The sequence below is a fragment of the Ectorhizobium quercum genome, from assembly GCF_026552795.1.
Taxonomy (GTDB): Bacteria; Pseudomonadota; Alphaproteobacteria; order Rhizobiales; family Rhizobiaceae; genus Ectorhizobium; species Ectorhizobium quercum.
Window position 1 is genome coordinate 70,553 of the sequence record NZ_JANFPI010000005.1, and the last position, 20,055, is coordinate 90,607.

Genomic DNA, 20,055 nt, shown 5'->3' on the forward strand with positions numbered 1-20,055 from the left:
GTCCAGCATCTGCAAGATCGCACTTGACAGGCGAACAAATCGGGCGCAACTATCCGCGCCATGATCGACGCACGCGCAACCATCTCCTGCACGTATTTTTGGGCCTACCGGTAACGGGCGGCTCGACAGATCACTTTGTCAACAAAGCCGCCGTCAGGCGGCTTTGTTGTTTCACAAGCATCCTGACGGCTCATCCAAGGATGCCGAAATGACCGAAGACACCGCAACGACCCTTCCCCGCCCGCCGGTGGTGACAATCCGGACGCCGCGCGCCGCCGACCTGCCGCAGCTTGCCGACATGATCGCGGCGCTTGCCGCCCACCACGGCGATGCCGCCGAAACCACACCCGCGCAACTGGAACGCGACCTGTTCGGGCCGCATCCGTGGATCGCCGCGCTCGTCGCCGAGGCCGCAGACGCGCTGATCGGCTACGCGATCATGGTGCCGATGTACCGCGCCCAGGAAGGCAAGCGCGGCATGGATCTCCACCATCTGTTCGTGGCGGACGGCCATCGCGGCAACGGCATCGGCCAGCACCTCGTCGATTGCGCCCGCGACCATGCGCTGAAGGCCGGCTGCGACTTCCTGTCGGTCAGCGCCGCAACCGGCAATTTCGCCGCCCACCGCTTCTACGAGCACATGGATTTCAAGCCGCGGCCCGTCACCGGCATGCGCTTCCTCCAGGCCCTTGCCTGAACGGCAACCGCGCCTATATCGCCATGATGATCAAGGGGAGGATGAACACATGCCCAAACTTGCCGTGCTTCTGACCGATGCTTTTGCCGACTGGGAAGCCGCCCCGCTGATGGCGTTCGCCCGGGCCTATCTCGGCGTCGAGACCGTCACCGCCTCGCCGGGCGGCACGCCCGTCACCTCGATGGGCGGGCTGCGCGTCACCCCGGACATGGCGCTGGACGATCTCGTGCCGGAACGCTTCGACGGCCTCGCCATCATCGGCGGCATGATCTGGGAAACGGAAAACGCGCCGGATATCGGCCCCGCCGTGCGCGCCTTCCGCCGGATGGACCGCGCCGTCGGCGGCATTTGCGCCGGAACGCTGGCGATCGCCCGCACCGGCATCCTGCGCGGCATCACCCACACCGGCAATTCGCTGGCCTTTCTGGCGCAGAGCGAGCACTATCACGGCCATTCAAGCTATCTGGACGTGCCCTTTGCGGTTCGCGACGGCCATATCGTCACCGCGTCGGGCATGGCGCCGCTCAGCTTCGCCCGCGAGATGCTGGCCGCGCTGGGCGTCATGACGCCGGAAGCCAGCGAGCACTTCGCGCATTTCGCCGAGGAGCATTGCCCGGCCGCCTATCGCAAGGCTTCGTAAGGCGAACGGGGATCGCCCCCTCATCCGGCTGCCGCCACCTTCTCCCCGGCGGGGAGAAGGGGCAAGAGCCGTGAGCGGGGTGCCTTATAGATCGACCGGCCTTTGCGTGTGCATCGCGCCGGCGGGCCATTCTCCGGCGCTCCTGTGAACCCTACCTTGCCGGGATAGCCTTGAGATAGGCGGCGATCGCGGCGCGGTCTTCCGCCGTCAGGTGCGCCATGTTCTGCTGGACGGCGACCATCGAGCCGCCGACGGAATCGTAGTCCGGCGTGAACCCCGTTTCGAGATAGGCGGCGATATCCTCCTCGCTCCACGAGGCCATGTCCTGCGCGCCGGGGGTGATGTTCGGCACACGGCCCTCGCCCTCCGGGTTCGGCCCGCCGGCAAGCCATTGGCCGCTGACGAAACCGCCGAGCGCGTTGCGCGGCGTGTGGCATTCGCCGCAATGTCCCGGCCCCTCGACCAGATATTGCCCGCGCAGCACGGCCTCGCCGGCGCCGGCCAGATCCACCCGCGGCCCGTCGTCCAGATAGAGCAGCTTCCAGCCGCCGACGGCCAGGCGGATGTTGAACGGAAACGGCAGGTCATGCGGCGGGGCGACGTTGGCGCTCGCCGGCAGCGTCAGCAGGAAGCCGAACAGGTCGGCGATATCCTGATCCTGCATGCGCGCATAGGAACCGTAGGGGAAGGACGGATAGAGATGCTCGCCCTGCTTGCCGACGCCTCGCTTCATCGCATTGCCGAAGTCGGCCAGCGTCCAGCCGCCGATGCCGGCAGAAACGTCCGGCGAGATGTTGGGAACATGAAACGTGCCGAACGGGCTCGGCAGCGCCAGCCCGCCGGACAGGACGAGCTTCGCGTCGCCTTCCGCGCCGGCTGCGGCATGGCAGCTTGCGCAGCCGCCGGCATAAAAGAGCGTCCTGCCGTTTGCGATGTCCGGCGCCTCGAGGCTTTCCCAGTGTTCGTCCGGCAGCGGCGCAGGCGCCGTCAGCCAAAGACCGGCGCCCGCGCCGGCAGCGACGATGACGGCCAGGGCCGCAACGGCTTTTCCCAATCTCATTCGCTTCCCCCCTGCCGAAACGTTCGCCCGCTAGCCCCCTGGGCACGACGGCGGGCGGCAGGCGTCCCGGCCCGCCCCCATTCGTCGCCGATGCCCGGACGCGATCAGCGCCTGACGCGGAAGCTTTCGTGGCAGGCGCCGCAATTGGCGCCGATGGTGCCGACGGCCGCGCGAACGCCGTCCTGATCGGCCGGCGCATGGGCGAGAACGGCCTCGACATCGGCAGCGAACTTGTCGTTGGCGGCGGCAAAGCCTGCCTCGTCCTGCCAGATCCGGATGCCGGCCTCCGATTCGAAACCGGTTTCCGATCCCCTCGGGAAGTGGTTGCGGAAATCCTTGCTGATTTCGGCAAGCTTGTCGAGTGACGCCTTGACGGTGGCTTCATCGAACGGCCGCTGGCCCCGGGCGATCGCGTTGAGCGCCCCGAAGGCCGCCCCGGTTTCCTTCATCTGCTGCTGGCGAATCTCCTGCGGCTCCGCGGCAAGAGCGGCGGTGGAACAGAGCGCGGCGGCGAGGATGACGGCGAAAGCGGGTTTCATGGTCATGGGTAACGTCTCCATAGGATGCGGCACGGGTGCCGGAAGTCGCGGCACGGCTCCATTCTTGCCCGTTCCGGACGGCGGCTGCAAAGTCACAATCTGTTGAGTTTCAAAACAAAACCCCCGGTTTTAACGCCGGGGGTCTCCAATCGTACGAGGCAGGGGCGGCCTGTCTTACTTGGCCGCGGCTTCGTAAAGCTCCAGCACGTAATCCCAGTTGATCAGGCTGTCGACGAAGGCTTCGAGGTACTTCGGACGCAGATTGCGGTAGTCGATGTAGTAGGAGTGTTCCCACACGTCGACGCCGAGGATCGGCACGGCGCCGTGAACCAGCGGGTTCTCGCCGTTCGGCGTCTTGGAGATTTCAAGCTTGCCGTCCTTGACGGACACCCAGGCCCAGCCGGAACCGAACTGCGTCGTGCCGGCGGCGATGAAATCGGCCTTGAACTTGTCGTAACCGCCGAGATCGGAGGCGAACGCGGCTTCCAGCTTGCCCGGCAGCTTGGTGCCGCCGCCGTCCTTCTTCAGCCACTTCCAGAAATGGACGTGGTTGTAGTGCTGGGCGGCGTTGTTGAACAGCGGCTGGTTGGTGCCGTAGGACTTCTTCACGATCTCCTCGACGGAGAGGCCGTCGAGCCCCGCTTCGGCCGCAAGCTTGTTACCGGTCGTCACATAGGCGTTGTGGTGCTTGTCGTGATGATATTCCAGCGTCTCGGCCGACATATAGGGCGCGAGAGCGTCGTAGGCGTAGGGGAGTGCGGGAAGTTCAAAAGCCATTGGTCAATCCTCCTTGGGCTTTTCGAAAATGGAAAAACGCATGCCTTGGAACATAGGAGCGGGACCCGTCATAGGCAACCTGCAAATCGTCAAAAAGACAGCCAAGTCCCCGAAACTGTTTACTCAATTTCTTTGCCGGGCGAGCAGGAATTTCCGCCGCCCTAACGAGGCGGCGGCAGCGCTTCCCGGTCTCAGCGGTCCGAGGTCGAGCGGGCCCAGTCCATGTAGAGGTCGAGCGCCTTGGCCGCGACGGGACCGGCCTGGAGATCGCGCCCGTCGAGCTTCGTCACCGGCGAGACCTTGGAGTAGTTGCCCGAGCAGAAGATTTCGTCGGCATCCATGAAATCCTCGACCGAAAGCGTCGCCTCACGCACCTCGAAGCCGTTCTGGCGCAGAAGCCCCATCACGCGCGAGCGGGTGATGCCGGCCAGGAAGGTGCGGTTGGCCACGGGGGTCATCACCACGCCGTCCTTGACGAGAAAGACGTTGGACGCCGCCGTCTCCACGACATTGCCGTTCATGTCGCGCATCAGGGCGTTGTCAAAGCCGCGCGCGCGCGCCTCGATGATGGCCCGGCCGCTGTTCGGATAAAGGCTGCCGGCCTTGGCGTCGGTCATCGCGGTTTCCGGCGAGGGACGGCGATAGGGCGAAACGGTCAGGGTCAGCGCCACGCCGGCGTCCATCGGCGCTTCGAACAGGCAAAGCGCGAAGCGGGTCGATTCCGGGTCCGGGGCGACGACGGAGCCCGGGCGGCCATGCTCGGCCCAGTACATCGGCTTGATGTAGATGGCAGTCTTGCCATCGAACTTCGTGACGCCTTCCAGTGCAAGCGCGGCGATTTCCTCGGCGGAGCGAAGCGGCTTCATGCCCATGTTGACGGCGGAGCGGTTGACGCGCTGGCAATGCAGGTCGAGATCGGGCGCCACGCCGTCGAACCAGCGGGCGCCGTCGAACACCGTCGAGGCCAGCCACATCGCATGCGAGGTGGGGCCGATGAGCGGCGGATTCCCCGGCAGCCATTCGCCTTCGACATAGGTCCAGGTCGTGGATCGCGGGTTGGTATCGACAGCCATTTCTCATCTCCTTCGCAAGGCGCCACGGTATCCGGCGCACGGGCCGGAGGCACTCAAGGCCAAGGCCGCGGGCGAGGTCAAGCGGAAATTGCCGCCTGCCGCGTATTTCACGGAAAAGGCGTTGCCGGCGCCACAGGACGGGGGGGAATTTTTTACCGAATCAACACGTTGTCGTGCAGCGTCCATCACAAAAAATGATGGACGACGAAGCGGCTTTGCAGGCGGCGCCCGCCGTGCCACGATGCGGGCCAGACGACGGGAGGACACCGGGAATGGCATGGTCTGCCGGACAATACCTGAAATTCGAGGACGAGCGCACCCGTCCGGCGCGCGACCTGCTGGCCCAGGTGCCGCTGACCGACGCCGCGCGCGCCGTCGATCTCGGCTGCGGGCCGGGCAACTCGACGGAGCTTCTCGCCGAACGATTCGGCCAGGCCGCGGTCAGCGGCCTCGACAGCGACGACGACATGCTCGACGCCGCCCGCAGGCGCCTGCCCGGCATCGCCTTCGAAAAGGCCGACCTTGCCGCATGGCAGCCGGCGGGGCCGGTCGATCTCCTCTATGCCAACGCCGTCTTCCAGTGGGTGCCGGATCATCTCGACGTGCTCGTGCGGCTGATGGACGGCCTGCGGCCGGGCGGCGTGCTGGCCATGCAGATGCCCGACAATCTCGGCGAGCCCTCACATCTGGCGATGGAGGAAACCGGAGGCGCCGGCCCCTGGAGCCCGGCCTTCGCCGGCGGACGCATGCGCCGTCCCGGGCTTCCTGCGCCCGACGCCTATTTCGACCGCCTCGGCCCGAAGGCGGCCCGCATCGACGTCTGGCATACGGTCTACAATCATCCGATGGCGGATGCCGAAGCGATCGTCGAATGGGTGAAGGGCACGGGGCTTCGCCCCTATCTCGACGCAGCCGGCCCCGGGCACCGCGACGCCTTCCTCGCCGATTACACCGCCCGCATCGACCGCTCCTATCCGCCGATGGCCGATGGACGGCGGCTTCTGCGCTTTCCGCGCCTGTTCGTCGTGGCGGTCAGGGCTTGACCGCCGCCTGCGACAACCTATCTGAGAACGATTGAATACGACTATTCGAAAGGACCAGCCATGCACGTCGTCCCATCCAATGGCGCCAACATTCCGGCGCTCGGTTTCGGAACCTTCCGCATGCCGGAGGACGAGGTTCTCGCCATCCTGCCCAAGGCCATCGCGCTGGGATTTCGCCATATCGACACGGCGCAGATCTACGGGAACGAGGCGGCGGTCGGCACCGCCATCGCCCAGAGCCGCGTTCCGCGTCCGGACATCTTCCTGACGACGAAAGTCTGGGTCGACCGTTTCCGCCGCGCGGACCTGATCGCCTCGGTGGACGAGAGCCTGAAGAAGCTGAAGACGGATTATGTCGACCTGCTGCTGCTCCACTGGCCGAAGAGCGACGTGCCGCTGGCCGAGCGCATCGGCGCGCTGAACGAGGTAGTGAAGGCCGGCAAGGCACGCCATATCGGCATTTCGAACTTCAACGCGGCGATGACCGAGGAGGCCGTCAGCCTGTCCGACGTACCGCTGGCGACGAACCAGGTCGAATATCACCCCTATCTCGACCAGACGAAAGTGATCGGCGCGGCGCGCAAGCACGGGCTTTCCGTGACCGCCTATTACGTGATGGCCGACGGGCGCGTGCCGAAGGACCAGCTTCTGCGCGAGATCGGCGCCGCCCACGGCAAGACCGCCGCGCAGGTGGCATTGCGCTGGGTGGTGCAGCAGGAGGGGCTTGTTGCCCTTTCCAAGACCGCCACCGAATCCCGCCTGAAGGAGAATTTCGACATTTTCGACTTCGCGCTGACCGACCACGAAATGCAGGCGATCCACGCGATGGCGCAGCCGGACGGCAGGATCGTCGATCCGGCCGAACTCGCCGAGGCGTGGGACGACTGACATTTTTCCGGCACTTTCGCAGTGCATGATGCTATAATGCCTGAAAAAGCGCTTCGGGCGGGATCGAAATCGCCGCCCGCGCATTGAAAGGACATAAGGCCCGGATGTTCCAGGGAAGGACAAGGGAGACTGTCATGAAGACGATGCTTCTCGCCACCGTTGTGACCGCTGCGTTCGCGCTGCCGGCAATGGCTGCGGATGCCGTGAGCGCACCGCCGGAAGCCCCCCTGCCCGTGGACAACCCCGCCCCCGTGCCCTTCACGTGGTCCGGCCCCTATCTGGGCGTGCAGGGCGGCGGAAGCTGGCTTTCCGGCGATTTCACGCTGGGCGGGGTGCGCAGCCGGGAAAGCTTCGACGGCGGCGTTCTCGGCGCATTTGCCGGGTTCAACCACCAGTTCGACAATAATTTCGTCGCCGGCATTGAAGGCGACATTGGCTACACCTGGAACGAAAGCGACGTGCAGGGCCTCGGCGACGCGGGCAGCGACGTGTCCGGCGCGGTGCGCGCCCGCCTCGGCTATGCCGTCGATCGTGCCCTGATCTACGGCGCGGCGGGCTGGACCGCCGCCAGCGGCTATACCGACATTCCCGGCGTGACGAAGGAAAGCGGCACGATGAACGGCTATACCGTCGGCGCGGGCGTCGACTACGCCATCACCGACGGCATGTTCGGCCGCGTCGAATACCGCTTCAACGATTACGGCAAGAAGGACATCGGCCCCTCGACCTTCGACATGAAGGACAACCGTGTGACGGTGGGCGTCGGCGTGAAGTTCTAAAGTATTTCCAGCAAAAGTGTGTAGCGGTTTTGCGTCTGGAAATGCGTAAAAACAAAGAGTTGGAGCGTTTTCGCGATTCGGAGAAAAGCGGAAACGCTCTAAAGCCGGGTCGATGCTCGTCCCGAATGATTCAGCCTGCCTGTTTTCTTGAAAACGGTCAGGCGATAAACTCTGCTTCGTAGGCACCGTCCTGCTGATTCACACTCCGAAGCGCATCCTGCCGACCGGCACCGTCCGGCGAGGGATTGCGACTTTGCAAGCAGAGGTTCCGCGATGAACGATATCGCCGATCACGGTGTCCGTTTCGGACGAATTGCCGCCACGCTCCCCGTCAGGAACATGGGCAGGGCCCATGACTTTTACACCAGAGTCCTCGGTTTCGAGAAAATCTTCGAGAACGGACATCCCGTCGGCTTCATGATCCTGAAGCGCGGTGGGGCTGAATTGCACCTGACCTTGCAGCCGGGCCACAAGGCCGCCGCCTTCAATGTCGCCCACCTGATGGTGGACGACGTCGACGCGCTGCACACCGTCTGCAAGCGATCCGGGTCTCGGATCATCAAGAGCCTGCAAGACAAAGACTACGGGCTGCGGGCCTTCGTCTTCGAGGACCCGGACGGAAACCGCATCGACGTCGGCCAGGCGATGTAGGCAATTCCAGCAAGAGTGGAAACCGGTTTTGCCGGAAATGCGCCAGCGCCGGTCAACGAAGCCGGGCGGCACCCTGCCCGTCCGGCTTCCCTTCCCGGCAAGACCCAATCAGACGAACTGCTTCAGCCCGGGTACGGAGGCGATCACGTTGTCGACCACCTCGTCGCCGGCATATTCGCGGGCGGTGGCCATCGTTTCCTTGGCGAGCGCGGTGATCTCGCTCATGCCGAGCCCTTCTGCCATCAATTGCTGGCCGAGGCCCATGATGCCGCCGCCGCCGATGGCGCTCATCAGGCCGCCGAGAAGGCCCTTGCCCTGACCTTCGCCATTATACTTGGCGACCAGTTCGATGGCGCCCGGCAATGATTCGATCATCTTGGCGACGGGGCCGTCCTCGCCTTCGCGCTGGAGGAAGCCAAGCATCATGCCCAGCGCCTTTTCCGTCAGTTCCGGGCTGATGCCCACCTGACCGGCGATTTTGGAAACGACTTCGTTCATGAACTTCCTCCTGCCATATTTGACGTTAACGTCAAGGTAAAACAACTTTTCTTTGAACACAAGCGCCCGGAATCGACCGCCCCGGGCATGGCAAGCGACCCGCCGTGCCGCATTTTGCGACTCACGCGCCCGTTGTCGCCATCGACGACTGTCCTTATAAGATCGATAAGATGATTCAATGAAAAGATGCCGCCGGACGCAAGAGGCTTCCGGCAAAGCATCATCCCCGGAGCGGACCCGGCGATCCCGAGGATGCCGGCACGCTCCTCCAGTTTGTTCAGGCGACACCGGGCAAAGGCGTTGGCACGCTGCCGGAACCGCCCATGAGGAGGCCAGCAGCAGCATGCTCCAGGACGGAAAGCTCTATATCGGCACCAGCCGCAATCCCGACGACAGCCTCAACAAGGGCGAATATCTGGAGCTGAAGTTCGGCAACCGCCACGGTCTCGTGACCGGCGCGACCGGCACCGGCAAGACGGTGACGCTCCAGGTTCTGGCCGAAAGCTTTTCCAGCGCCGGGGTGCCGGTGTTCTGCGCCGACATCAAGGGCGACCTTTCCGGCATCGCCGCCAAGGGCGAGCCGAAGGACTGGGTGACGGCGCGCGCCGAGCAGATCGGCTTCACCGACCACGGCTACACGCAGTTTCCGGTGATCTTCTGGGATCTCTACGGCGAGAAGGGCCACCGCGTCCGCACCACCATTGCCGAGATGGGGCCGCTGCTCCTCGCCCGGCTGATGAACGCCTCCGAGGCGCAGGAAGGCGTTCTCAACATCGCCTTCAAGATCGCCGACCAGGCCAACCTGCCACTGCTCGACCTGAAGGACCTTCAGGCGATGCTGAACTACATGGGCGAGCATGCGAGCGAGCTTTCCAGCCAGTTCGGCCTGATCTCGAAAGCCTCCGTCGGCTCGCTCCAGCGCGGCCTTCTCGTTCTCGAACAGCAGGGCGCCGAGCATTTCTTCGGCGAGCCGGCCCTCGAAATCAGGGACATCATGCGGACCTCGCATGACGGCAAGGGCATGATCTCGGTGCTGGCCGCCGACAAGCTGATGATGAACCCGCGCCTTTATGCGACTTTCCTGCTGTGGCTGCTGTCGGAACTCTTCGAGCAGTTGCCGGAAATCGGCGACCCGGAAAAGCCGCGCCTCGTGTTCTTCTTCGACGAGGCCCATCTTCTGTTCAACGACGCGCCGAAGGTGCTGGTCGAGCGCGTCGAGCAGGTGGTGCGCCTGATCCGTTCGAAGGGCGTCGGCGTCTATTTCGTCACGCAGAACCCGCTTGACGTGCCGGAGACGGTTCTCGCCCAGCTCGGCAACCGCGTGCAGCACGCATTGCGCGCCTATACGCCGCGCGAGCAGAAGGCGGTGAAGACCGCCGCCGACACGTTCCGCCCCAACCCCGCCTTCAACGCCGCCGCGGCGATCACCACGCTCGGCACCGGCGAGGCCCTCGTCTCGACGCTGGAGGGCAAGGGCGCGCCCTCCATCGTGGAGCGCACGCTGGTTCGCCCGCCCTCGGCCCGCGTCGGGCCGCTGACCGACCAGGAGCGCGCCGGCGTGATCGCCACCAGCCCGCTCGCCGGCCTGTACGACAAGGATATCGACCGCGAATCCGCCTTCGAAATTCTCTCCGAGCGCGCCCGGCAGGCGGCGGAAGCCGAGGCGGCGAAGAAGCAGGAGGAAGAGCGGGCGAGAACCGGCGCGCAGGAAGGCTCGGCCGGCGGGCGCTGGTCCCTGCCCGGCTTCGGCGACAAGCCTGCCGACAGCCGCACGACGTCCGGCACGCGGCCGAAGGCGCGCTCCGGCTATCAGCGCGAGACCGTGATCGAGACGGCGATGAAGAGCGTGACCCGCACGGTCGCCAACCAGCTCGGCCGGGCCATCGTGCGCGGCATCCTCGGCGGCCTGAAACGCTGATCTCCACAATCGCGGCACGTTTCGCCGCTACTCAGAAACGCCGCGCCGGATCGCGCGACGCCAGACAGATCAGGGCCCGGACAATCAGGGCGTTGCGGAGCATCCGATGACGAGAACCGTCTACCTCAATGGCGACTGGGTCGACGAGACCGAGGCGCGCGTTTCCATTTTCGACCGCGGCTTCCTGTTCGCGGACGCCATCTACGAGGTGACGGCGGTCGTCGGCGGCAAGCTGGTGGATTATGCCGGCCACGCCGCCCGCCTGAAGCGCTCGCTTGCCGCCCTCGACATTCCGATGCCGGTGAGCGAGGAGGCGCTTCTTACCCTGCACCGCGAAATCGTCGCCCGCAACGCGCTGTCCGACGGCGGCGTCTATCTCCAGATCTCGCGCGGCGCCGAAGATCGCGACTTCCTCTATTCCGACGCGCTCCGGCCAACCTTCGTGATGTTCACGCAGGCACGCGCCGTGCTCGACAATCCGAAATGGAAGACCGGCATTTTCGTCGTCACCATGCCGGAGGGCCGCTGGGTCAACCGCCAGATCAAGACCGTCCAGCTTCTCTATTCCTCGCTCGCCAAGATGGAGGCGAAGCGCCAGGGCGCCGACGACGTTCTGTTCACCGAAGACGGCGTGATCACCGAGGCCGGTTCCTCCAACGCCCATATCGTCACCAAGGACGGAACGCTGGTGACGCGCGCGCTTTCCAACGCGCTGCTGCACGGCATCACCCGCGCCTCCATTCTCGATCTTGCCCGCGCGGCGCAGATCAGGGTCGAGGAGCGCGGCTTCACCGTCGATGAGGCGAAGAACGCGGCGGAGGTCTTCCTGACCTCGGCGAGCGCCTTCGTCATGCCGGTCGTCGCCATCGACGGACAGCCGGTCGGCAACGGCAAGCCGGGCCCGCTGACCGCCCGCATCCGCGATCTCTACATCGAGGACCGGCTGGCGAACGCCATCTGACCCACCGCCCGCAAGGGCTATCGCAGGAACACAGGGACGCTGCGGCCCCCTCATCCGGCTGCCGCCACCTTCTCCCCGACGGGGAGAAGGGGCAGGAACCGCGAGCTTGCTGTCCTGTCATGCCGACGGCGCGGCTTCTCCCTTCTCCCCGCGGGGAGAAGGTGCCCGAAGGGCGGATGAGGGGGAGCGCGAAGCGCAAAGGTCCTGCCTCGAAGCCCCCTCATCCGGCTCCCGTCATCTTCTCCCCAATGGAGAGAAGGAGCGGGAGCCGTGAACCCGGTGTCAATTGTCCGGCGGATGGCAACCGGCGAGCCTTACCGCTTCGGCGCGACAAGGCAGAAGTACGCGCCCTGCGGATCGGTGGCCTGAACGATGAAATCGCCGCCCGGCACCTCCTGCGGGCCGAACACCACCGTGCCGCCGCCGGCCGTCAGCGTCTCGACGGCGGCATCGAGCGCGGGAACGCTGATGTAGAAGGCCCAATAGGCCATCGGCGCATCCGCGGGCTTCTGCATCATGCCTCCGGACACCTTGTCGCCGATGGCGAAGAGCTGGTAGGCGCCCATCTCGCCCATGTCGATAGTATCCGCCTTCTTCCAGCCGAACAGTTTCTCATAGAAGGGGAAGGCTTCCTCCGGCGGGCCGGACAGGAGCTCGTGCCAGCCGATCGTGCCGGCAACACCGGGCGTCGCGCAGGGCGGCGCGTCCGCCTCCGGCACCAGCGCGAAAAGGATGAAGACCGCGCCATGCGGATCGGCAGCCACCGCGAGGCGCCCGACGCCGGGAATATCCTCCGGCTGGCGGCGGATGGAGCCGCCGAGCATGACAAGCTCGGCCGCGCACAGGTCGACGTCGTCGACGGAAATATAGCCGCTCCAGTTCGGGGGAATGCCCTCGGCCTTGTGGATGGCCTGCAACTCCATGATGCCGCCGACGCCGACCGGCTGGCCGGGCAGTTCCAGTATCGTGTAGTCCATCGACGGCATGCTGAGGGTCTTGGCGCTCCAGCCGGTAAGCGCGGTGTAAAAACGCGCCGCGGCCTCCACATCCGTGGTCATCAGTTCGTACCAGATGAATTGACCGAAATCCTCCGGCATGCGCGCCTCCTCGGCCCGCATGGCGTGCGGGCGCAGGAACCATTGGGCCATGAAAGCGCCCGTTTCGCAACCGGAAAGACCGTTTCGGGGATCAACGCTTCATGGAAGCCAGCGAAAACAGCGCCCCTTCCGGATCGAGGCAATTGACGATCCAGGCATTGCCCGGCACCTGCTGCGGGCCATGCAGGACCTTGCCCCCGGCTTCCATGACGCGGGCCGCGGCAGCGTCGATCGCCTCGACATTGATATAATAGTTCCAGGTGGGCGGCCCCATCTCCGGCGTCGCCGTCATCATGCCGCCAAGGTCCTCACCGTCCTTGCCGAAGCACTGGTAGACTCCGAGCGGCCCCATATCGACGGCAAGGCTCTTCTCCCAGCCGAACAGGCGGGAATAGAAGGCGAAATCCTCCTCCCAGGCGCCGGCATAAAGCTCGTGCCAGCCGAAGGTGCCGGGCGTGTTCGGGGCAGGTTCCGGCGGCAGCGGCCCTTCCGGCATGTTGGGACCGAACAGGCAGAAGACCGCGCCGTGCGGATCGCCGGCCACCGAAAAACGGCCGATGCCGGGAATGTCCTCCGGCGCGCGGAACACGGTGCCGCCGGCCCTGGCGATCTCCGCGGATTTCGCGTCGACATCCTCCACCGCGATATAGCCGATCCAGCCCGGCCTGGCATCGGAGCAGGCCATCTCCGGCGTGATCGCCATCATGCCCGCCACGCCCATTTCGAAACCCGGAACGTTGAAAAGCGTGTAGTCGTCGCCCTCTCCGGCGGGTTTCGCCTCCCAGCCCGCCACCTTGCCGTAAAAGGCGGAAGCGGCGACCGTATCCGCCGTCAACAATTCGTACCAGATGAAAGTGCCCTGCATGCCCTTGCCTCCTCGCTCGGTTGGAGCATTCCCGCTGGCGATGCCTCGGGTTCTCCGTGCTTGACTTTTAACGTTGATATCAACATATATTGAGCATGTCAAACACGGCAGTGATTCCCTTTTCCACAACGCTTCATGTCAAGGATACGTGCCTGTGCCTGCATGCGCAGCGGGCGGCGCGGGCCTTGGCGCGCCGGTTCGACGCCGCGTTGAAGCCGCACGGCATGACCAACCAGCAGTTTTCGCTGATGATGGCGCTGAACAGGCCGGAGCCGCCGACCATCGGCCCGGTGGCGTCCCTGCTGGCGATGGACCGCACGACGCTGACGGCGGCGCTGAAGCCGCTTGAGCGGCGGGGCTGGGTTTCGGTGGAGCCGGACACGAAGGACAAGCGGGGCAAGCGGCTCAGCCTGACGGATGCGGGCATGGCCGCGCTTTCCGCCGCCCTGCCGGTCTGGGTGCGGCTGCACGCCGAGGTCGAGGACGCCCTGACGGCCATCGACGCCGACAGCCTGCGCCGGGGCCTTGTGGAAATCTCCAACCCGCCCCACCGCGGCCCTTAGAAGGGTCTTTCACGCCCTGCCGTCCTGCCTGTCCCAGCGGCGGCGGGCGCGCCATAGAACGGTCGTATCCGCATAGCCCAGCGATTGCGCCACGAACTGCCGGCTCGATGCGCCGTGGCCGAGATGGAGTTCGGCCATCTGCCGGCGGTGCCGCTGCACGAGCTGGCGCAGCGACACACCCTCCTCCGCCAGCCGGCGCTGAAGCGTGCGCGGCGAGGTCTTCAGTTCCGCCGCGACGACCGCCAGCGTGACCGGCTTGTGCCCGAGATAGATGCCGATCAGCGCCATGACCTTTTCCGTCAGGCTGGGCGACAGATCGGTCTCCGGCGAAAGGTCCGCGACATGCCGTTCGAGGATCGCGGTCAGCGACCGGTCCTCCGGCCGGTGCGGGCGGTCGGCATCGTCGCGGGCGATCACCAGCCGGTTGCCGGACTGGCCGAACAGGACCGGCGCGCGCAGGATGCGCTGAAGGGTTTCGGCGCCGCGCGGCGCGGCATGCTCGAAATGCACCTCCAGCGGCCGCCAGCCCTTGCCGAAGCAGGCGCGGGCGATCTGGCAGGCGACGGCCAGCGAAAACTCGTTGTCCTGCCGGCGCGGCCACAGCGCGGGATCGAGCAACCGGTAGGTCCACACGACATCGCCGTTTTCCTCGAACAGGCCGGACGCGGTTCCGCCCTGAAGCGCGTTGACATATTTCGACAGGCGCTGGAAGGCCGTCCGCAGCGTGGGCGACAGCGAATAGAGAATGCCGATGGGGCCAAGATCGCCCGGCGTCATGGCCTGCCCCATGCGCGCGCCGAGAAAGGGATCGCGCACCACCTCCGCCGCCGCCTCGAAGAAGGCGATGTAGCGCGCCATCGGCACCGTGGCGTAGAGGTCCTCCATCTGCGAGCGCAAAAGGCCGTGTTCAGCCAGAAGGATGTCGACCTTGCCGGTTTTCCGCTCGACATAATTCACGAGCGGCTTCAGCACCGAAGCCCGGATTGACGCAATCGCGGGCATCTTCGTGGTCAAATGCGGTGCAATTGCCATTTATCAAGCTTCCCCGGAACCGCGTGGCGCAAAAGATCGAATCTATGGCGCATCGAGCAATTTCGGCGCCAATTTGTCGCACCTACTCTTGCCCCCGATCAAGCAAGAGGGGTTCGCATGACAGTCGAAGCAGGTGCAACGGTCCCCGCGGCGCGGCTCGCGCGCAATTCGGTCGGGCTTGCCCATATCGTTTTCTTCGTGGTCGCCGCCGCGGCCCCTTTGACGGCGGTGGTCGGCGCGTCTCCGGCCGCCTTCGCCTTCGGCAACGGGGCCGGCGTTCCCGGCGCCTTCGTGCTGGCGGGCCTGCTCTACCTCCTGTTTTCGGTCGGCTTCACGGCCATGAGCCGGCATGTGGGCGGCGCCGGCGCCTTCTACACCTACATCACCCGCGGCATCGGCAAGCCGGCGGGCGTCGGCGGGGCGCTGATGGCGCTCGTCACCTATTCCGCCGTGCAGATCGCCATCTACGCCCTGTTCGGCGTGTTCATGGCGGGCGCCATCGCCCCGCTCGGCCTCGATCTGCCGTGGTGGGTCTGGTCGTTCGCGGCCCTTCTCGTCGTCTGTGTCTGCGGCCAGCGCAACATCGCCTTTTCCGGCGCGATCCTCGGCGTCTGCATGGTCGCCGAAATCGTCATCCTGCTCCTGCTCGACATCGGCATCCTTCTGGCCGGCGGCGGGCCGGACGGGATCGGCTTTTCCTCGTTTTTCCCCTCCACCGTCTTCACGCCCGGCCTCGGCGTGGCGCTCGTCTTCGTCATCGGCTCCTTCATCGGTTTCGAGGCCACCGCGATCTTCGGCGAGGAGGCGGAAAATCCCGAAATCACGATCCCGCGCGCCACCTATGCCGCCGTGCTGCTGATCACCCTGTTCTACGCCTTCTCGACCTGGGCGATCACGCAATATTACGGCCCCTCCGCCGTGCAATCCTCCGCCGAGGCCGGTCTCGAAACCTTCTATTTCACCGCCTCCGACGCCGTGCTCGGCTCCTGGTCGACGCAGGTGCTGAACGTGCTGCTCATCACCAGCCTGTTCGCCTGCGTGCTCTCCTTCCACAATACGCTGAACCGCTATTTCTTCGCGCTGGGCCGCGAGGGGCTGGCCGCCGCCGGCCTCGGCAAGGTGCATCCCAAGCACGGCTCGCCGCATGTCGCCGGCCTGGTGCAGAGCGCGATCGCCGCCGTCATCCTCGGCGTCTTCACCGCCGCCGGCCTCGATCCCTATACGGTCGTCTTCTCATGGATGGCAGCGCTTGCCGTCATCGGCATCCTGGCCGTGCAGGCGCTGGTTTGCGTGGCCATCATCGCCTTTTTCCGCAAGACGGCGACCGGCTACGGCCCGTGGACGACGCTGATCGCCCCTGCGCTCGCGTTCCTCGGCCTCACCGGCGCGCTCGTCCTCGTCTCGGCCAATCTTTCGCTTCTGTCCGGCAGCGAAAGCCCGGTCGTGGCGGCCTTCCCCTATTTCATGCTCCTCACCGGCCTTGCCGGAGCCGCCTTCGCCCTGCGCCTGAAACGCAGCCGTCCCGAACTCTACGCCTCTCTCGGAAAGGTCTTCGAATGAACGCGATCGCTTCCCTCACCGCCGCCGACCGCATGCTCGGCCTCGCCTTCGCAACTCTTTGCGCCGCAACGCTCGTCCTCGCCGCAGAGGCGCACGTGATCTGCGATTTCTTCTGCATCCACGGCATGGCGATGATCGGCGAGATCTGCTCCGGCCGCGCATAACCGTCACGAACCAAGGGAACAGCCATCATGGACGCCTCCGTCACCGTCACCCATCCGCTCGATCCGCTGAGCCTCAACGAGATCGCCACCGCGGTCAGCATCCTCAAGGACGCGGAAAACCTGCCGGAAACGGTGCGCTTTCCCATCGTGCGGCTGGAGGAGCCGACCAAGGCCGACATCGCCGCCCATCGCGACGGCGAGGCCCTGCCGCGCCTCGCCTTCATCCTGACGATGAACCTCGTCACTTCCGAAACCAGCGAGGCCATCGTCGATCTTTCCGCCGCAACGGTGAAAAGCCTCACCCGGCTGCCGCTCGAGGCGGCGCCCTACGGCCAGCCGCCGATCATGCTGTGCGAGTTCGAGCAGATCGACACCATCGTCAAGGCCGATCCGCGCTGGGTCGCCGCCGTGAAGAAGCGCGGCGTGACGGATGAGGAGATCGCGCTCGTGCAGATCGACCCCTTCTCCTCCGGCTATTTCGGCCGCCCATTCGAAAAAGGCAGGCGCATCGTGCGCGCCATTTCCTTCTGGCGCGAGGACATGCGCGACAATGCCTATGCCCACCCGATCGACGGCGTGGTGGCGGTCGTCGACCTCACCCAGGGCAAGGTGGTCGATCTGGTCGACACCGAAAAGGTCGTGCCGGTGCCGAAGAAGAAGCGCAATTACGGCCGCGAGGCCTTTCCCGAGACCCGCACCGACCTGAAGCCGCTCGACATCGTCCAGCCGGAGGGCGCGAGCTTCACCGTCGAGGGCTGGAAGGTGACGTGGCAGGGCTGGAGCTTCCGCGTCGGTTTCACGCCGCGCGAGGGCCTCGTGCTGCACGAACTGTCGATCCGGGACGGCGACAGGCAGCGCCCCGTCATTTTCCGCGCCTCGGTGACGGAAATGGTCGTGCCCTATTCCGACCCCTCGGAAAACCATTACTGGAAGAGCGCCTTCGACGCCGGCGAATACGGCCTCGGACGGCTGGCCAACTGCCTCGAACTGGGCTGCGACTGCCTCGGCCACATCCATTATTTCGACGTGCCGTCAGCCGACGATTTCGGCCAGCCCTTCGTGATGAAGAACGCCATCTGCATGCACGAGGAGGATTACGGCATCCTCTGGAAACACTACGAATTCCGCAACGGCATCTACGAGGTGCGCCGCTCGCGCCGTCTGGTGATCTCCTTCTTCGCCACCGTCGGCAACTACGACTACGGCTTCTACTGGTATCTCTACCAGGACGGCACGATCCAGCTCGAGGCCAAGCTCACCGGCATCATCCAGACGCAGGCCGTCGCCGATGGCGAGGACTATCGCTGGGGTGGCATGGTGGACGACAACCTCGGCGGGCCGACCCACCAGCATTTCTTCAATGCCCGCCTGCACATGGATATCGACGGCGGCGGCAACACCGTCACGCAGACCGATTTCGTGCCCCGCCCCTGGGGCGATGACAATCCCTACGGCAACGTCTTCGAGACCCAGATCCGCACGCTGAAGCGCGAGCTGGACAGCCCCGAGATCGCCAGCGGCGAAACCGGCCGTTACTGGAAGGTGATCAACCCGAATGTGAAGAACGCGGTCGGCAAGGCGCCGGGCTACAAGATTTCCGTGATGCCAACGCCGGTCATGCTCGCCCAGCCGGACGCGACGGTCGCCCAGCGCGGCGCCTTCGCCACCAAGCACATCTGGGTCACGGCCTTCGACCCGGCGGAGAAATACGCCTCCGGCGACTATCCCAACAACAATGCCGGCGGCGACGGCCTGCCGAAATATGTCGCGCAGAACCGCAATATCGAAAACGCCGATCTGGTCGTCTGGCACTCCTTCGGCCACACCCATATCTGCAAGCCGGAGGATTTCCCGATCATGCCGGTCGAATATGCGGGCTTCACCATGAAGCCGAATGGCTTCTTCGCCTCGAATATCGCGATGGACATTCCGGCCGAGAAGAACGCCCACAGCCGCGACAACCGCGACCGGGGCGAATGCTGCGGCGCCTCGAAGCCGGAAAGCGGCTCCTCCTGCTGCCACGGCTGAAACGCGAAAGGACGGCTTCCGTCCGTCCGCCCACGTCTCCGTACCCTCGGGTCCGCCCCGAGGACCGACCATGACCGAGGAGAGGACGGGACGATGGCGGGCGGCGCTTCTTCGCCGTCCTTATCGTTGTCACGCAACCGAAACCGGCACTTCCGTCGCGGTGCGCATGGCGTGGCTGTAGGGGCAGACGATGTGGGCCTGCGCCACCAGCGCCTCGGCCAGATCGCGGTCGAGGCCCGGAATGTCGACGGTCAACGCCGCCTCGATGCCGAAGCCCTGCCCATCGTCGCGCGGGCCGATGCCGACCTTCGCCGTCACAGTGGTGTCATCGGGAAGCTTCACCTTCTTCTGGCCGGCAACCACGCGCAGCGCGCCGAGGAAGCAGGCGGAATAGCCGGTGGCGAAAAGCTGTTCCGGATTGGTGCCGCGCGCGCCGTCGCCGCCCAGTTCCTTCGGAACGGTGAACTGGACGTCGAGAACGCCGTCCGCGGTCACGGAACGGCCCGAACGTCCGCCGCCGCTCGCCGTCGCTTCGGTCGTATAGAGAATTGGCATGATCTTGCTCCTTGCTGGTGGCGCCGGACTTCGCCGGCTTTCCGGTATCATTTATATATCGAACAATTTAATTGCGCACAATACATTTTTGCACATTGCAATCAAATGCCGATGTTGAGAGAGTCGAACCGTCGGCAGCGCGCTTTTTCCGCGCCTGCGCCGACACCTTGTGTCATAAGGAAACTAGGACAGTTTCATGGAAGATAAAGAGGCACTGGCGAAAGAATTGCGGCTCGACCGCCAGCTCTGCTTCGCGCTTTACGGCGCATCGCTGGCGCTGACGCGCACCTACAAGCCGCTTCTGGAGCCGCTCGGGCTCACCTATCCGCGATATCTCGCCATGCTGGTGTTGTGGGAAACCGACGGGGTTCCGGTCAAGGCGCTGGGCGAGCGGCTCGGCCTCGATTCCGGCACGCTTTCGCCGCTTCTCAAGCGTCTGGAACAGGCCGGATACGTGACACGCCAGCGCGATCGCGCCGACGAGCGGCAGGTGACGGTTTCACTGACACCGGCGGGCGCGGCGCTGAAGGCGAAGGCGGTTGAGGTGATGGCCGCCATCGGTGTGGCGACGGGATGCAGCCTCGAGGAGATGGCCGCGCTTCGCGACCGGCTGCAAGCCCTGCGCGACCGGCTCCAGGCCGCGCAGGGCTGATCTTTGAAGTCTAAA

22 protein-coding genes are annotated in these 20,055 nt (G+C 65.3%); 13 read left to right on the forward strand and 9 right to left on the reverse strand.

Annotated elements, in window-relative coordinates; genetic code table 11:
• The first annotated feature begins 208 nt into the window (after window positions 1-208).
• Window positions 209-697 (forward strand): GNAT family N-acetyltransferase, encoded by a 489-nt coding sequence (locus NOF55_RS15435; RefSeq protein ID WP_306412294.1) that lies wholly within the window; start codon window positions 209-211, stop codon window positions 695-697.
• 49 nt (window positions 698-746) lie between these two features.
• Window positions 747-1,337: a type 1 glutamine amidotransferase family protein gene (locus tag NOF55_RS15440; protein ID WP_306412295.1), complete on the forward strand. Its 591-nt coding sequence runs from the start codon at window positions 747-749 to the stop codon at window positions 1,335-1,337.
• 151 nt (window positions 1,338-1,488) lie between these two features.
• Here NOF55_RS15440 and NOF55_RS15445 read toward each other — a convergent pair whose 3' ends face one another.
• The 4 genes from NOF55_RS15445 to NOF55_RS15460 form a co-directional block, all read right to left on the reverse strand.
• On the reverse strand, window positions 1,489-2,397 hold the full coding sequence (locus NOF55_RS15445; RefSeq protein ID WP_306412296.1) for a c-type cytochrome: 909 nt from the start codon (window positions 2,395-2,397) through the stop codon (window positions 1,489-1,491).
• A gap of 104 nt (window positions 2,398-2,501) precedes the next feature.
• Entirely contained in the window at window positions 2,502-2,942 is a 441-nt protein-coding gene (locus NOF55_RS15450) for a c-type cytochrome (RefSeq protein ID WP_306412297.1), read from the reverse strand.
• Between the two features lie 168 nt (window positions 2,943-3,110).
• Window positions 3,111-3,713, reverse strand: a complete 603-nt coding sequence (locus tag NOF55_RS15455; protein WP_306412298.1) for a superoxide dismutase — start codon at window positions 3,711-3,713, stop codon at window positions 3,111-3,113.
• 191 nt (window positions 3,714-3,904) lie between these two features.
• Window positions 3,905-4,786 (reverse strand): branched-chain amino acid aminotransferase, encoded by an 882-nt coding sequence (locus tag NOF55_RS15460; RefSeq protein WP_306412299.1) that lies wholly within the window; start codon window positions 4,784-4,786, stop codon window positions 3,905-3,907.
• Window positions 4,787-5,058: 272 nt separating this feature from the next.
• Between NOF55_RS15460 and tam the strand changes: the two genes are divergently transcribed.
• The 4 genes from tam to NOF55_RS15480 all read left to right on the forward strand — a co-directional run bounded on the left by tam (window position 5,059) and on the right by NOF55_RS15480 (window position 8,147).
• Window positions 5,059-5,829: a trans-aconitate 2-methyltransferase gene (tam, locus tag NOF55_RS15465; protein WP_306412300.1), complete on the forward strand. Its 771-nt coding sequence runs from the start codon at window positions 5,059-5,061 to the stop codon at window positions 5,827-5,829.
• 60 nt (window positions 5,830-5,889) lie between these two features.
• The gene (locus NOF55_RS15470; RefSeq protein ID WP_306412301.1) at window positions 5,890-6,717 is read left to right on the forward strand and encodes an aldo/keto reductase; all 828 of its coding nucleotides are present in this window, start codon (window positions 5,890-5,892) and stop codon (window positions 6,715-6,717) included.
• Window positions 6,718-6,851: 134 nt separating this feature from the next.
• On the forward strand, window positions 6,852-7,496 hold the full coding sequence (locus NOF55_RS15475) for an outer membrane protein (RefSeq protein ID WP_306412302.1): 645 nt from the start codon (window positions 6,852-6,854) through the stop codon (window positions 7,494-7,496).
• 273 nt (window positions 7,497-7,769) lie between these two features.
• Window positions 7,770-8,147 carry a bleomycin resistance protein gene (locus NOF55_RS15480; RefSeq protein ID WP_306412303.1) on the forward strand — a complete coding sequence of 126 codons (378 nt, stop codon included), beginning with the start codon at window positions 7,770-7,772 and terminating at the stop codon, window positions 8,145-8,147.
• A 108-nt stretch (window positions 8,148-8,255) separates the two neighbouring features.
• Here the strand turns inward: NOF55_RS15480 and NOF55_RS15485 are convergent, their stop codons facing one another.
• A complete protein-coding gene (locus tag NOF55_RS15485; protein ID WP_306412304.1) occupies window positions 8,256-8,645 on the reverse strand; it encodes a hypothetical protein in 390 nt (129 codons plus the stop codon).
• Window positions 8,646-8,988: 343 nt separating this feature from the next.
• On the opposite strand from NOF55_RS15485, the gene NOF55_RS15490 reads away from it, so the two are divergent.
• Entirely contained in the window at window positions 8,989-10,563 is a 1,575-nt protein-coding gene (locus NOF55_RS15490; protein WP_306412305.1) for a helicase HerA-like C-terminal domain-containing protein, read from the forward strand.
• A gap of 106 nt (window positions 10,564-10,669) precedes the next feature.
• Window positions 10,670-11,524 carry a D-amino-acid transaminase gene (locus tag NOF55_RS15495; protein WP_306412306.1) on the forward strand — a complete coding sequence of 285 codons (855 nt, stop codon included), beginning with the start codon at window positions 10,670-10,672 and terminating at the stop codon, window positions 11,522-11,524.
• 314 nt (window positions 11,525-11,838) lie between these two features.
• On the opposite strand, the gene NOF55_RS15500 is transcribed toward NOF55_RS15495, so the two are convergent.
• Both NOF55_RS15500 and NOF55_RS15505 read right to left on the reverse strand, forming a co-directional pair.
• A complete protein-coding gene (locus tag NOF55_RS15500) occupies window positions 11,839-12,621 on the reverse strand; it encodes a VOC family protein (RefSeq protein WP_306412350.1) in 783 nt (260 codons plus the stop codon).
• Between the two features lie 91 nt (window positions 12,622-12,712).
• Complete coding sequence (locus tag NOF55_RS15505; protein WP_306412307.1) at window positions 12,713-13,486, reverse strand: VOC family protein; 774 nt, start codon at window positions 13,484-13,486, stop codon at window positions 12,713-12,715.
• A gap of 95 nt (window positions 13,487-13,581) precedes the next feature.
• Here NOF55_RS15505 and NOF55_RS15510 point away from each other — a divergent pair, with 95 nt between their 5' ends.
• A complete protein-coding gene (locus NOF55_RS15510) occupies window positions 13,582-14,049 on the forward strand; it encodes a MarR family winged helix-turn-helix transcriptional regulator (protein ID WP_306412308.1) in 468 nt (155 codons plus the stop codon).
• Window positions 14,050-14,058: 9 nt separating this feature from the next.
• Here NOF55_RS15510 and NOF55_RS15515 read toward each other — a convergent pair whose 3' ends face one another.
• Window positions 14,059-15,081, reverse strand: a complete 1,023-nt coding sequence (locus NOF55_RS15515) for an AraC family transcriptional regulator (RefSeq protein WP_306412309.1) — start codon at window positions 15,079-15,081, stop codon at window positions 14,059-14,061.
• Between the two features lie 117 nt (window positions 15,082-15,198).
• On the opposite strand from NOF55_RS15515, the gene NOF55_RS15520 reads away from it, so the two are divergent.
• From NOF55_RS15520 to NOF55_RS15530, 3 genes are read left to right on the forward strand one after another with little or no spacing between them, the layout of a single operon-like run.
• Window positions 15,199-16,641 (forward strand): APC family permease, encoded by a 1,443-nt coding sequence (locus NOF55_RS15520; protein WP_306412310.1) that lies wholly within the window; start codon window positions 15,199-15,201, stop codon window positions 16,639-16,641.
• On the forward strand, window positions 16,638-16,805 hold the full coding sequence (locus NOF55_RS15525) for a hypothetical protein (RefSeq protein WP_306412311.1): 168 nt from the start codon (window positions 16,638-16,640) through the stop codon (window positions 16,803-16,805). The genes NOF55_RS15520 and NOF55_RS15525 overlap by 4 nt, the downstream gene beginning before the upstream one ends.
• Window positions 16,806-16,832: 27 nt before the next feature.
• A complete protein-coding gene (locus NOF55_RS15530; RefSeq protein ID WP_306412312.1) occupies window positions 16,833-18,833 on the forward strand; it encodes a primary-amine oxidase in 2,001 nt (666 codons plus the stop codon).
• Window positions 18,834-18,962: 129 nt separating this feature from the next.
• Here the strand turns inward: NOF55_RS15530 and NOF55_RS15535 are convergent, their stop codons facing one another.
• Window positions 18,963-19,388 (reverse strand): organic hydroperoxide resistance protein, encoded by a 426-nt coding sequence (locus NOF55_RS15535; protein WP_306412313.1) that lies wholly within the window; start codon window positions 19,386-19,388, stop codon window positions 18,963-18,965.
• A gap of 196 nt (window positions 19,389-19,584) precedes the next feature.
• On the opposite strand from NOF55_RS15535, the gene NOF55_RS15540 reads away from it, so the two are divergent.
• The gene (locus NOF55_RS15540) at window positions 19,585-20,040 is read left to right on the forward strand and encodes a MarR family winged helix-turn-helix transcriptional regulator (RefSeq protein WP_306412314.1); all 456 of its coding nucleotides are present in this window, start codon (window positions 19,585-19,587) and stop codon (window positions 20,038-20,040) included.
• Window positions 20,041-20,055: the final 15 nt, after the last annotated feature.